Origin of the sequence: Gemmata obscuriglobus (assembly GCF_008065095.1) — a bacterium.
Taxonomy (GTDB): Bacteria; Planctomycetota; Planctomycetia; order Gemmatales; family Gemmataceae; genus Gemmata; species Gemmata obscuriglobus.
The window spans coordinates 8,134,860-8,147,555 of sequence record NZ_CP042911.1; the positions used below are offsets into that span (position 1 = coordinate 8,134,860).

General features: G+C 70.3%; 9 protein-coding genes. 3 read left to right on the top strand and 6 right to left on the bottom strand.

Annotated features, from left to right (window positions below; all coding sequences use genetic code 11):
- Positions 1 to 2 precede the first annotated feature (2 nt).
- Entirely contained in the window at positions 3 to 1,379 is a 1,377-nt protein-coding gene (locus GobsT_RS33725) for a J domain-containing protein (RefSeq protein WP_010049873.1), read from the top strand.
- A gap of 192 nt (positions 1,380 to 1,571) precedes the next feature.
- Here GobsT_RS33725 and GobsT_RS33730 read toward each other — a convergent pair whose 3' ends face one another.
- Together GobsT_RS33730 and GobsT_RS33735 are read right to left on the bottom strand one after the other, a co-directional pair.
- Positions 1,572 to 3,575: a WD40 repeat domain-containing serine/threonine protein kinase gene (locus GobsT_RS33730; protein ID WP_109571425.1), complete on the bottom strand. Its 2,004-nt coding sequence runs from the start codon at positions 3,573 to 3,575 to the stop codon at positions 1,572 to 1,574.
- Between the two features lie 306 nt (positions 3,576 to 3,881).
- Positions 3,882 to 5,321, bottom strand: a complete 1,440-nt coding sequence (locus tag GobsT_RS33735) for an inorganic phosphate transporter (protein ID WP_010050974.1) — start codon at positions 5,319 to 5,321, stop codon at positions 3,882 to 3,884.
- Between the two features lie 323 nt (positions 5,322 to 5,644).
- On the opposite strand from GobsT_RS33735, the gene GobsT_RS40685 reads away from it, so the two are divergent.
- On the top strand, positions 5,645 to 5,770 hold the full coding sequence (locus GobsT_RS40685; protein WP_261190226.1) for a hypothetical protein: 126 nt from the start codon (positions 5,645 to 5,647) through the stop codon (positions 5,768 to 5,770).
- Positions 5,771 to 5,912: 142 nt separating this feature from the next.
- On the opposite strand, the gene GobsT_RS33740 is transcribed toward GobsT_RS40685, so the two are convergent.
- Positions 5,913 to 8,939 (bottom strand): serine/threonine-protein kinase, encoded by a 3,027-nt coding sequence (locus tag GobsT_RS33740; RefSeq protein ID WP_010049000.1) that lies wholly within the window; start codon positions 8,937 to 8,939, stop codon positions 5,913 to 5,915.
- 266 nt (positions 8,940 to 9,205) lie between these two features.
- Between GobsT_RS33740 and GobsT_RS33745 the strand changes: the two genes are divergently transcribed.
- Complete coding sequence (locus GobsT_RS33745) at positions 9,206 to 10,069, top strand: IS5/IS1182 family transposase (protein WP_010048999.1); 864 nt, start codon at positions 9,206 to 9,208, stop codon at positions 10,067 to 10,069.
- 44 nt (positions 10,070 to 10,113) lie between these two features.
- Here the strand turns inward: GobsT_RS33745 and GobsT_RS33750 are convergent, their stop codons facing one another.
- The 3 genes from GobsT_RS33750 to pyrE form a co-directional block, all read right to left on the bottom strand.
- On the bottom strand, positions 10,114 to 10,404 hold the full coding sequence (locus GobsT_RS33750; protein WP_010048997.1) for a transposase: 291 nt from the start codon (positions 10,402 to 10,404) through the stop codon (positions 10,114 to 10,116).
- Positions 10,405 to 10,652: 248 nt separating this feature from the next.
- Positions 10,653 to 12,041: a patatin family protein gene (locus tag GobsT_RS33755; RefSeq protein WP_010048996.1), complete on the bottom strand. Its 1,389-nt coding sequence runs from the start codon at positions 12,039 to 12,041 to the stop codon at positions 10,653 to 10,655.
- A gap of 92 nt (positions 12,042 to 12,133) precedes the next feature.
- Positions 12,134 to 12,682 carry an orotate phosphoribosyltransferase gene (gene pyrE, locus GobsT_RS33760; protein ID WP_010048995.1) on the bottom strand — a complete coding sequence of 183 codons (549 nt, stop codon included), beginning with the start codon at positions 12,680 to 12,682 and terminating at the stop codon, positions 12,134 to 12,136.
- Positions 12,683 to 12,696 lie beyond the last annotated feature (14 nt).

The following is a 12,696-nucleotide window of genomic DNA, read 5'->3' on the forward strand; positions in this document are numbered from 1 at the left end:
CGATGGACGCACCGCCGCTGCCCGACGACCCGCGCGACTGGCCCGCCGACCCGTTCGCCCTGCTCGGGGTGCCGCGGTCGGTGAGCGAGGCCGACCTCAAGCGCGCGTACACGCGGCTGATCCGCAAGTACAAACCGGACCACGCGCCGGACGAGTTCCGCCGCATCCGCGAGGCCTACGAGGCGGCGATCGAAATGAGCCGCTGGTACCGGGACGCGCCGCCGCACGCCCCGGACGTGCCCCCACCGTTCCCGGCCGCCACGTTTTCGGCACCCGAGGGGGGCGCGTCTCCGGAACCGGTGCCCGGAACCCCGCGGCCGTTCGTCGATCCGGTCGCCGCGGCGTGGGCCGACGCCGGGCGGGGCGCTTTTGCGGACGCCTACGCGGCGCTGGCCGCCGTCGAGCGCGAGGGGGGCGACCGTCCCGACGTGCCGCTCCGACTGTACTGGCTGCTCGCGCTGCGGCCCGCGCTCGACGCCGACCGCACCCGACACGATTGGCTGGCGCTGGCGCTGACGCGCGCCGGGCTGGGCGGCCCGGCGGTCGAACTGTACCGGCGCGAACTCGCGGCGGCCCCCGAGGCCCTCTACGGCCCGTACACGGCGCTGCTGGACCACCCGGAGGCACCGGGGGCCGCTCTCCTCGCCCTTGCGTCCCTCCGGCTGGACGCCGCCGCGGCGCACGAGTGCTGGCTGAAGATCGAACTCGACCTCGACGCGCTCGCCCGCCGGGTGCGCGAGCTGGACGAGGTGCTATGGTTGAACCACCTCGCGAACGTGATCGGCCGCATCGCGTGCCGGCAGCCGTCTGTCGCGCTGCAATGCACGCCCCACCTGGGCAACCTCAAGCACCTCGAGCTGCGCCACCCGGAGGCGTTCGACCGGATCGACCGCGACTGGACGTTAGCCGAGCTGTGGAACCGCTCGCTGCTGGTTCCGGAGCCGATCCGGCGGGCGGTGGCGTTCGGCTGGGGGCCGGGCCGGCGCGGGGCGCTGCGGGCGGTCTCAGAGTGGGCGCGGGCGGCGCCGGCCGAGGCGCTGCGGAAGTGCGACCGGGTGAACGGCCCGCAAGCGGCTTTACTGGCCGCGTTCGCGCGGATGCTTGAGGCCCACCGGGACGAAGCGGGGCCGTGGGACGAGTTCCCGCCCGAACTGGTGCGGGGGCTGGTGCGGGCGCGGCTCGCGCCCGCGCTGCGGGTCCTGTACGCACAGGCCCGCCCCGAGGTGCTCCAGTTCCTGCTCGCCGAGCGCATCGATCCGAACGAGCTGGTCGCGGCGTGTGCGGTCGACGGCGAGCCGCTGGTCCGGACGTTCGCGGCGCGCGTGCGCGAGGACGGCGCGCTGGCCCTGGTGTACCGGGCCGCAACCGCCTTCGGGTGAGCGGCGGGGCGGGCCCGGTTTAGCGCTCGCCACTCGCCCCGAAAAGGGCTTGTTTGTCGGCATTTCTGGTTTCGGTGTGGCCCGCTCGCTCCGCGAGCGGTGCTCTGCCCGTCAGACCGGCCGTGGCGCATCATCGGCGGCTTTGCAACCGCTCGCGGAGCGAGCGGGCCACAACGAAGATGGGGGCGGTTCTCACTTCTGCTTCGGGGCGGGCCAGCGGCGGAGCGTGCCCCCCTCGTCACCCGAGTACACCGCGTCACCCGTCGGGGCGAACGCGACCGTCCGCACCGGCCGGTCGTGGCCCACGAACGCGGCGAGCGGAAGCCCGTCCTCGGCGCGGTAGACGCGCACGGTCGCGTCCGCGCCGCCGCTCGCCAGTAGCTTGCCGTCCGGGCTGAGCGAGCAGCACACGACGGCGCCGTCGTGGCCGCTCAGCTTCGTGAACGTGCCCGAACTAGGCTGCCGCACGGCCAGCCCCTCGCGCCCGGCCACCGCCACCCGCTTCGCGGCGTACGACATCGCCCCGATCGCCCCAACCTGGGCCGGGAGCACCCCCTTCGACTTGCCCGTCTTCAGGTCCCACTGCCGCACGGTGCCGTCGGCGCCGGCCGAGAGGAGCGAGTCGGCGGTCACGAACGCGACCGCGGTGACCGCCGACGTGTGGCCCTTGACGCACACCGCCGAGGTGGGCCGGCCGGCCTCGCGGAGCCACAGCCACACCATCTTGTCCGCGGACCCGGCCGCGATGCCTTGTCCGTCCGGCGACACGTCGACCCCGTGGATGTTGTCCGTCGGGCCGCGGAGCGGGCGCCCCTGGTTGCCGGTGCTCAGGTCCCACAACTGGACCCCCATGTCCGACGCGCTCAGCCGGATCGCGCACGTCGCCACCCACTTGCCGCTCGGCGCGATCGCCAGGTGCTCCACCGGCCCGAGGTCGCCCAGGATCGCCTTCTGCTCCTTCAGCGTCGCGGGGTGCCACAGCTTCAGCGCCCCGTCGGCCCCGGTGAGCAGGAACGCCCCGTCCGGGGCCGCGGCCATCGCGCCGATCGCGCCGTCGTGCCCCTTCGCGTACACCGACGCCACCACCGGGGCGGCCCGGGTCCCGGGTTTCGGCGGGGCCTCCTTCAGGATCGCGTCGAGCACGGCCGCCAGTTCCGCGGGCGTCTGGTACCGGTCCTTGGGGTCCAGGGACATCAGCTTGCGGATGACGGCGTCCACGGTGACGGGCACGTCGGACCGCTTGGCGGCGGCGGACGGCGGCGGCTCGGTGAGCTGCTTGCGGAGCTTCGCCGCCAGCGTCTTGCCCGGGAACGGCACCTCGCCGGTGAGGCAGAAGTACATGGCCCCGCCCAGCGAGTACAGGTCGCTGCGGCTGTCCGCGGCCCGCGGGTTCTCGGCCTGCTCGGGCGCGACGTAGTCCGGCGTGCCCACGAACACGCCCGGCTGCGTGAGGTCGTCGGTCTCGGGGTCGACGTGGTCCACGTCGGCGACCCGCGCGAGCCCCATGTCGAGGATCTTCACCTTCGGCAGCCGGCCGGTGCGGCCCTCGGCCGGCGCCAGCGGCGACGGGCTGATCATCAGGTTCGACGGCTTGATGTCGCGGTGGACCAGCTTCACCTCGTGGGCGTGCTGGAGCCCCTCGGCCACCTGGCGGGCGTAGTACACCACGTCCACCACCGGGAGCGGCCCCGTCTGCTTCACCAGCCGCAGCAGGTCGATTCCGGGGACGTACTCCATCGCCACGAACGGGATCTCGCCGTCCAGTTCGGTCTGGAACACGGTGACGATGCACGGGTCGCTCAGGCGCCCGGAGGCGCGCACCTCGCGTTTGAACCGCGTGCGGGAGCCGGGCTGGTCGAGCTTCCCCGGGGAAATGACCTTGAGCGCCACCAGGCGGTTCACGCCCGGCTGTTTGGCCTTGTAGATGACCCCCATGCCGCCGCGGTTGATCTCTTCAATGATCTCGTAGCCGGCGATGACCCGGCCCGGTCCGATCGCGGCCCCGCGGGCGGGCGCCGAACCGGCTTCCGGGGGCGGGGGCGAAATCGGTCCGGTCGCAGGGGGACGAGTGTTCTCGCGGGTGTTCTCGCTCGCCAACGCGCAGACCGGGCAGACGGTGCGCGGGTCGTCCGGGACCGGCTCACCGGTCGGGTGCTCCCAAACGTTCCCGCAAGGGCAAGTGAGGCGCGTTGCCATGCGCGGTTCCGAGCGACAGTGGGCGGAGAGTGCGGGCACCCTATTCTATCGCATTTCCGCGCGGCGCCCCCGCGCGGAATACGGTCCCTGCGGCGGTCCGCCGGTTGCAGCCCTCAATAACGAGCGCGGCGGAGGAACCGTTTCGTAGCGGCCCGCGTCGCGCGGGTGGGACGGTTCGGGCGCGGGAGGTGCTGCGAGTCGCAACAGCAGGGTGCGCCGAGGGCAGCGGTTCTCGGCACGGATATGATGCCCGTCCCGGAGCGAACATTTCACCCCAGACAGACCCGAGGATCAAGTTCTCCGGCGTCAGCCGACCAGGAGCCGGCCGAGGGTGAACAGCAGTCCGGCCAGCAACATGCACGCGGGCAGCGTCAGCGCCCACGCGAGTAAGATTTTCCGACACGTCCCGCCCTGCACCCCCGACCCGTTTGCGACCATCGTGCCCGCCACGCCGCTCGACAGCACTTGCGTCGTGCTCACAGGGAGTTTGACCATGTCCGCGGCCAGAATCGTCGCCGCCGCCACCGCCTCCGCCGCCGCACCCTGCCCGTAGGTGAGGTGCGTTTTGCCGATCTTCTCCGCCACCGTCACCACGATCCGCTTGTACCCGACGCACGTCCCGATCCCGAGCGCCAGTGCGGTGCCGACCACCACCCACACCGGCACGAACTCGATCGTCGGCGCGATGCGGGTCTTCCTCACCCGTTCCAGTTCGGCCCGGAACTCCGCAGGGGTGCCGCGGTCGGCCCCCGCCCGCTTGATTTCGCGGTTCGTCCGGAACAGCGATTGGCGCACCTCCCACCGCACGTTCTTCGGCTGGCCGTTCTCGTCCTTCTCCTCGCGCGTCCGCAGGTCGTTGAGGCTGCCGAGCCCGTCGAGGTGTCCCGCAACGTACCGGAGGTCCCGGTCCAGCGCGTCCGGCAGCGGCACCTCGTACTTCGCGTACGCCGCACGCACCTCGTTTGTGGCGTGCAGGAGTTGCGGCACCTTCTCAGGGTCGTTGACGTTAAGCGCGTAGTGGACCGGCATGAACCCGATCAGCACCAGCAGCAACAGCCCCATCCCTTTTTGGCCGTCGTTCGAACCGTGGGCGAAGCTGACCCCGCCGCAGGTGCAAATGAGCACCACCCGCACCCACCGCGGCGGGCGGTCGCCGTCGTGCGGCGGTTCGTACAGCTTCGGCTCTTTCAGCGTGCGCCGCATGACCAGGAGCAGGGCCGCGGCCACAACGAACCCGAATAACGGCGACAGGAGCAGCCCCGCCCCGACCTCGCCGGCCTTGGCCCAATTCACCCCCCTGAGCCCCTCGCCCTTCCAGAGGCTGTTGGCCATCCCGACCCCGAGGATCGAACCGATGAGCGTGTGCGAACTCGACACCGGGAGCCCCAGGTACCACGTTCCGAGGTTCCACATCACCCCGGCGAAGAGCAGCGCCAGGACCATCACGAGGGCGGCGTTGGAGTTGGCGTCGATGAGCAAATCGACGGGCAGCAGGTTCACGATGCTAAACGCCACCGCCGCCCCGCCGGCCAGAACCGTGAGGAGCGCGCCGAGGAAGTTCATCACCCCCGAGTACAGCACCGCGGGCGTGGCCGAGAGCGTGCGGGTGTAAATGACCGTGGTGACGGCGTTGGCGGTGTCGTGGAAGCCGTTGATGAACTCGAACGCGAACGCCACCAGCAGAGCGACGAACAGGAAAACCAGCGGCCAGCCGCCCATTTCACCGACCGCGTTCCAAAAATCCATCACCACGCCTCTGAGCGATTCACAAGTCCCTCACCACTAGGTAGTTCGACTTGGGGCTTTCAAAACAAGTGTCACTGCCGCTTCTTCGCGCAATCTTCACGATTGCGGTAGTTTCAAGTTCCAGGTTCCAGGTCGGAACTTGGCTCGTCAAAAAGCTCCGGTGCCTCGTGCCGTCGTGACTTCACTTGGAACCTGAAACTTGAAACTACTGGATTGGGTCGGGCGCGGTTCCGGCACGAGTGTTGCATTAACACACACGGCCAGTCAGAGACGGCCGCCGGACTCGATCGCCTTTTCTCACCCTCCGTTGACGGAGTGCCGATATGACCCCGCACGAACAACCGACGAGCCGTTTGGGTAAGATCCGCTGGGGGCTTGCGGCCCTGCTGTTGGGCTTGCCGCTGCCGGTGGTGATAATCGCGTTCCTCGCGCCCGGTTGTGGTCGTTGATCGGGCGGTGGTACGTGGCATCAACGTTCGGCGCCGCGGCGGCGGGAAGGAACCTTCCCGCCGCCGCGCCCCGAACGTTTCTATTTTGAACTCGCTTTGCGGCCCTGCTCGATGCCGGTCTTCGCGTTCGGCCCCGCACAGATTACGAGCGCTTCACCTCGCGCGGCCGCGGAGCGGTGCGGTCCTTCTGTTTCAACGTGTCCGTGAGGTTCTGTTGTGCGGGGCCGTTGCTCGGGTTGATGCTCAGGGCCGCGCGGAACTCGGCGATCGCGCCGTCGAGGTCGCCCAGATCCCGAAGAGCGTTGCCCAGGCCGTTGTGCCCGGCGGAGTGGTTCGGGTCGAGCGCGAGCAGCTCCCGGTACGCTTTCACGGCCCCGGCGGGGTCCTTCGCGGCCCGCAGAGCGACGCCCAGGTTGTACCGCGCCCGCAGATGTTTCGGGTCGAGCCGGATCGCTTCCTTGTAGGCGGAGGCGGCGCCCCGCGGGTCGCCCGTCTGGCGCAACAGCATCCCGAGGTTGTTGTGCAGCCCGGGTTCCGCCGGGGCGTAACGAAGGGCGTCGCGGAACGCGCCGATCGCGCCGTCCAGGTCTTCCCGGTCCCACAGCAAGTGCCCCAGCGCCGAAGCGGCGCCCGGGTTCGCCGGGTTCAGCTTCAGCGACTCACGGTACGCGCGGATCGCACCGGTCGTGTCGCGCTTCAACTGTAGGGCGCGGCCGAGTTCGGCGTGGGCCACCGCGGACCGCGGGTCGCACTCGACGGCCGCGCGCAAGCTCTGCACCGCCGCGTCCAGTTCGCGGGTCCGCAGCAGCGCGTTCCCGAGGTTGGCGTGCGCGGCCGCGAACTTCGGGTTCATCTCCAGCGCCTGACGGAACTTGACGATCGCCCCGCGCAGGTCGCCGGCGGTGGCGAGCGCGGAACCGTAGTTGTTGTGGAACTCCGGGTACGGGCAGTCCGGGTCGGCGCGCATGAGTTCCTCGTACACCCGAACCGCGCCGGGGCCGTCGCCCTTCGCCCGCAGCGCGATCGCCTTAATGTTCAGCGCGTTGAGGTCGCGCGGGTCGAGGCGGAGCGCCTCGCGGGCCGCGGCCAGCGCTTCGTCGTACTGCTCGCCGTCGCGCAGCGCGATCCCCAACTTGTTCCACGCCAGCACGCTCTGCGGGCGCAGCGCGACGGCCGCCTGGAACCACCGCGCCCGCTCGGCCGCGCCCTCCTTGGAGTTCATCGGGTACGTGCCCCCGAGTTCCATCAGCACCCGCACGCTGCCCGGCGCCCGGTCCCACTCCGCCGCCAGCAGCGCCCGCCGCCGGGCGGGGGACAGCCCCGGGCGCACCGCCGCGGCCAGCGCGATCACGAACCGCGCCGGCTGGTCGCCGAGCCCCGCCGCGGTGAGCCGGGCCAGTCCCGCCCCGTCGCGCGCCTGAACCGCCGCGCGGACGGCGTCGCGGGTCGGGTCCGGGTCCGCCTCGTGCAAGAGGGCCGCGAGGTCGGCCGTGCCGGCGGCCCCGAGCCACAGGTCCAAGGTGAGCAGCACCCGGTCGCGGATCAGCGAGTCGTTCACGCGGCGCGCGGCCTCGGCCGGCGGGGCGTTCGGTACGATTCCCGCTTGCGCGAGCGCCGTCGCCCACCGGGTCTGGAGGTCGGCGGCCAGGGGCAGTTGCCCGTTCACCGGGGTCCAGGCGAAGGTCTCGACCTCGTCGAGGCGCGTGAGCAGCGCGTGGTCGGTGCGGCACCGGGCGATGCGCGCACCGAACTCCTCGCCGCCGGGCTGGCCCTCCCGGCGGGTGACATCCGCGAGCGCGAGCGCGGCGGTAGCAGCGTCGTCGTTGCGGAGCGCGGCCTCACACCGGTCGAGGTCGGCGGCCAGGGCGCGGCGGTTGTCGGCGGCGGCGCGGGCGTCCTTCTCGCTCTGGCGCAGGTCGGCGGCGGCGCGCTCGCGCTCGGCCCGCTCGGCCTCGATCCGCCGCTCGGCGGCCTTATGATCGAGCCACCAGCCGGTTCCGGCGGCGCCGAGGAGCATGAGCGCCACCGCCGCGAGTAGCGCCAGTTGCACCCGGCGGCGCTTGCGCTGCTCGGTCGCTTTCACCTCGGCCGCGGCGCGCTCCGACTCGGCGGCCCGGAGCCGGGTTTCCACCCCGGCGCGGTAACGCGCGACCGCGTCCGCGACCGCCTTGCCGTCCGCGGGGCGGTCCGCGGCCCAGGGGGCCAGACAGCGGCGGGCCAACTCCACCAGGTCCGCGGGCGCGCCGCTCGCGCCGAGCGCGGCGAGCGGTTCGTCGAGGATGCCCGCGGCGGTCGCTCCGATCACCTCGGTCGAGTGGCGCCCCGCGAACGGGCGCGAGCCGGTGAGCACCTCACACAGGACGGCGCCGAGGCTGAACACGTCGGCCCGCGGGTCCACGGGCTCGCCCCGGGCCTGCTCGGGCGCCATGTACGAGGGCGTCCCGAGCACCTGTCCCGCGGCCGTCACTTCGGTACTGTGGTCGGACGAGAACGCGTCCGACGACCCGGTGCGGTCGCCGAGCGTTTTCGGCTCGTCTCCGGTTCCCTGTGCTCGGGTCGGCGCGTCCGGCCCCCCGGCGGTTTTGGCGAGCCCCCAGTCCATGACCTGCACTTCGCCGAACTCGCCCACCATGATGTTCGCGGGCTTCAGGTCGCGGTGGACGACGCCGCGCGCGTGCGCGAACCCGACGGCCAGGCACACGTGCTCGAAGATCTGGACGAACCGGTTCAGCTCGTCGGCCGGGGAGGCGCGGTCGCGGAGCAGGGCTGTGAGGGTGCGCCCCTCGATCAGCTTCATTACGAGGAACGGCGTACCGTCGCCGAACCGCCCCAGGGCGTAAACCGGCGGAATGTTGGGGTGCGGGAGCTGGGCCGTGATTTCGGCTTCGATGACGAACCGCCGGGCGCCGTCGCGGCCGGCGCGCGGGAGCAGCACCTTGATCGCGACCGGGCGGTTGAGCGTGAGTTCGCGGGCGGCGAGGACGCGCCCCATGCCGCCGCGGGCGAGTTCGCGGGCGACCTCGTACCCGGGCACGGCGGGCACCTCTTCGCCCAGCATTTGCCGCCGCGCCGCGAGCGGATCGGTGAACCGGGCGACGGTCGCACTGGAATCGGGCGCGTGGGGCGAGTTCGGTCCCGACACGCGGGTCGCGGACAGATCGTCGGGCATCGTCGGGCCTCGGGAGGGTATCCCCAATGATAGCCCGTCGGCCGCGGCGGTCACGCGCCACTCTGTCGCTCGCCGGAAAAGACGAGTTTTGCGCCTTTACCAGTGACTACAAAGTTATGGTTCCATTCGTACCGCTCGCGCGGGCCGAACGGTGCTCTGTTAAGGTGATTAGCAAAATTCTAGGGCTGGGTTTGGGTTGGGGCGGCGGCCCGGATCAGACGGTTAGACTCGTTGCGCAATAGCGGTCGGTGGGCTATTCATAGGGCATGACGAATTACGAGAAGTTGTGTCGTAAGCCGTTGTTGTTCCGGATGTTCACGGGGTTGTCGGCCGCCGAGTTCGACCAGTTGGTGGCAGATCTCGAACCGGTGTGGCTCGCCCGCAAGGCCAAACGAGCCGCGGGCCGCCCGCGCCAACGCAAGCCCGGGGCCGGGCGCCCGGTGAAGCTGCTGTTCACCGAGCGGCTGCTGATGGTGTTGCTGTACGATCGGGTGTACGTCCCGCAGGAGTTCGTCGGGTTCTTGTTCGGGGTCGATAAGGGAACCGTGTCTCGTGGCGTTCAGGAACTGGGACTGTGCATGGCCGGGGTGTTCCGCATCCCCGAGCGCCAGGTGCGGATCGACCCGGACGATCTGGTCGCGGTGTTCGTGGACGCGACCGAGCAACCGGTCAACCGCCCGAGTCGGAGGCAGCGGCGCAGCTACTCGGGGAAGAAGAAGCGTCACACGGTGAAGCACCAGGTGGTGGTGACGCGCAAGCGAAAGGAGCCGGGGGGCAAGCAGAAGGTGCGGATCAAGGCGGTGTCGAAGGCGGCCAAGGGTCGCGTTCACGACAAGAAGATGTACGACCAGTCGCGGCTGCGAATCGCCCCCGAAGTACCGAAGTCGGGTGACAGCGGGTACCAGGGGAGCAACCTGCGGGTGCCCAGGAAGAAGCCGAGGAACGGTGCGCTGAGCGACGAGGAGAAGCGATCCAATCGGCGCTTGGCACGGGAGCGGATCGTGGCCGAGCACGGGATCGGGAAGATGAAGATCTGGCGGATCGCGGCGGACCGGTACCGCAACCCGCCGCGCCGGCACACGGTCATGATGAAGAATGTGGCCGGGCTCCACAACCGCATGTACGGCTAATGCACACACATAATGGTGAGCACGGGGGCCGCCTCAACTCACGCCTATTGCGCAACGAGTCTGTTATACAGGAAGGTCCTCAGGTGTTCGCCGCGGTGGTTGTGCCGGAATCCATACTCGGCCAGGTACAGCGGCAAGTTCCCCGGCTCGACCCCGTGGACGTGCCGGTACAGCCGCTTCACGGAGCTCCAGAAGCCCTCGATCCCGTTGATATGCGCGGCCCCCACCCCGAACGTCTCCTGGTGGTTGATCGGGACGTGCTTGCCGTGGCTCTGGACATCGTTGTAGCCGGCGAACTCGTCCGTGTGGAACACGCTCCCCTTGACCGTTCCCACTCCGTCTTGCGCCGGTGAGAGCTCCACTCGGCCCGGCAACTGGGGCACTGCCGCTGCCGGGCCGAACTCTGGTGTGTGGCCTGGTGGCACCGCCAACAGAGTCGCTCGACCAAGTGCCGCTCATACTCTTCGAGGGTCATCGGGACAGCCTACTTGCTGCCCGAGAATTTTGCTAATCACCAGTGAATTTCTCCTGCGCGTGGGCGCCACGCTCGGCATGCGTCGTTTTCCCACGCCGCAACTCCGCGTTATTTCTCCGGCACGACCGGCGCCATGGGGATCATTGGCGCGCTCGGGATGGGGCTCACCGGCGGGCCGAGGATGCCGGTTCCGGCATTACGACCGGTGTCGGTAAGGGCCGTTCCGGAGCGGTACTTCGCGCCCTCGCCGGGCTCGTACCCGGGGGGCGTGATCCGCCAGTTCGGTCCCGACTGCGCCGACTGCGCCGACTGCGCCCACTGCGCGCCCGCACAGAACAGCCGCGACATCTCTTTCGGGTCGAACTTGGTGCTCTCGAGCGGCGAGTTGATCTCGGGCGGTATCACGGACACGTTGTACGTCATCCCGGTCATCGCGGTGAGCAGGAACAGCTTGTGCAGGTCACTGCGGGTCTGGTCGTAGATGACCGTCGACACCGCGTTGCTCGCGATCGCGAACGTGCGCGGCTTCACCGGGGACGGGTCCGGGTACAGCTTGCCCGCCACCAGGATGTACAGGTTCGAGCCGTGCAGCCAGCCCGGCGGCGGCTCGTGCCCGGGCGGCGCGTACGGCGGGGCGAAGAACATCGACGACGTGGTGCCGCCGTCGATGTGCCGCTCCACGTACCGCCGGCCGTCCACGGTCATCGGGATGCGCACCGGCGGGAAGAACCCCGGGATCGCGGCCGAGGCGAGGAGCACCTTGCGGAACAGCTCGCGGCTCTCCGGCGTGTTGCGCGCCGCGATCGCCCCCATGTCCCACACGACCGCCCGGCGCGCGTCCAGGTCCGTGGTGCCGACGTAGTACCGCCGCCCCTTCGCGTGCTCCGCCGCGAACCGGGCGATCCGCTCGTCGTTCGCCGTTCGCTCGATGACCTGCGCCAGCGGGCCGCTGTCCGCCAGCGACTCGGACAGCAGCGACGGGATGATCCGGTTCCGCTTGTAGATGTCCCGGTCGCGGAGCGTAGTGTAGCACCGCTGCAACTCGGCGTCCTCGCCCGGCCCCAGGAACGCGAACGCGCCGAGCAGCGCGCCGGTGCTGATCCCGGTCACCACATCGAACTCGGGGCGGGTGCCGGTCGCGGTCCAGCCGACGAGCACGCCGGCCGGGTATGCGCCGTAGGAGCCGCCCCCGGTGACGACGAGAATGTTCCGCTTCGGGGACGGGACCGCCGGCCGCGCCGCGGCGCGCGACTTTTCGGCGAACGCGAGCAGCTCCGCGGTGCTGATCGTGCTGCGCCCGGCCTCCTGGGCCGCGACGTCCAGCCACCCGACGGACGCCTTCAGTTCCTCTCTGGTGCGCTCGGCGCGCACGCCGTGCTTCCGGAACGGCGCGAGCCGGTCCCCGACGGTGCTCGGGCTGGAGCACCCGAGCGCGACGGCGAGCAGCGCCAGCGCAAGAGCGAGCGCCGGCCCCGGCCGCGTGAACGTGCGAACCATTGTTGCTTCCCCCAAGAACGCGGGGGATAGCGTCGCCCGCACCGGACCGCAAGCGCCGAGTTGCGGTTTCCGGAACTCCCGACACGGCGGCCTTACGCTTTCGGCGGCTCGATGCCAAAGTCCCGGATGGTGAACAGCGGGCGGAAGTCGTACTTCGCGAGGGCTTCACGCGCGCCCTGGAGCCGGTCGCAAATGCACACCACGCGGAGCACCGTTGCCCCCTTGGCCTCCACCGCCTCGATCGCTTGGACCACGCTGCCGCCGGTCGTCAGCACGTCGTCGATCACCACCACCTTGTCGCCGGCGTTGACCTGCCCCTCGACGAGTTCCTTGGCGCCGTGCTCTTTAGCCTTCTTGCGCACGAAGAACCCTTCGAGGTGCCGGCCGTTCCGGTGGAACGCCGTCAGCGCCGCCGCGGCCATCGGGATCGCCCCGACCTCCAGACCGCCCATCGCCTGGAACTCGAGGTCCTTGGTCGCGTCGTAGAGCAACTCGCCGAGCAAGGTCAGCGCCTCGGCGTGGAACAGCACCTTCTTCGAGTTCACGTAGTACGTGCTCTTCTTGCCGGACGCGAGCGTGAAGTCCCCGAACTGGAGTGCGCGGGCGCGGAACAGCTCTTTCAGTCGATCCTGTGCGGACATTCTTCTCCCCGTTT